Raw genomic sequence first — 561 nt, forward strand, 5'->3', positions numbered from 1 at the left:
TCAATGCCGGCAACCTGCAATGGGGCCTCAAGATGCACGATGACCTCATCGATGCGACCGACTGGGCGATCAATGAAGGCATCGCGATTGCCGACGAGGTCGCGATCATGGGCGGCTCCTATGGCGGCTATGCGACGCTCGCTGGGCTGACCTTCACGCCTGAGAAGTTTGCCTGCGGGGTCGATATCGTAGGCCCGTCGAACCTCGAAACGCTGCTCGGGACGATTCCGCCCTATTGGGAGCCGCTGGTGAAGATCTTCCATGAACGCATGGGCGATCCCAACACCGAGGAAGGCCTCGCGCTGCTCAAGGCGGCAAGCCCGCTCTACAAGGCCGACCAGATCGTGAAACCGCTGCTCATTGCGCAGGGCGCTAACGATCCGCGCGTCAAGCAGGCCGAGAGCGACCAGATCGTCAATGCGATGAAGGAAGCCGGCATTCCGGTAACCTACGTGCTTTATCCCGATGAAGGCCACGGCTTCGCCAAGCCCACCAATTCGATCGCCTTCTTCGCGATTGCCGAGAACTTCCTGTCTGAATGCCTTGGCGGGCGTGCCGAGC

General features: G+C 61.0%; 1 protein-coding gene. It reads left to right on the plus strand.

Translation table 11 applies throughout. The features are described from left to right. On the plus strand, window positions 1–561 hold a 561-nt coding region (locus AAFX79_13790), incomplete at both ends, for a prolyl oligopeptidase family serine peptidase (GenBank protein ID MEO1009628.1).

This window comes from Planctomycetota bacterium (assembly GCA_039819165.1).
Lineage (GTDB): Bacteria > Planctomycetota > Phycisphaerae > Phycisphaerales > UBA1924 > JAHCJI01.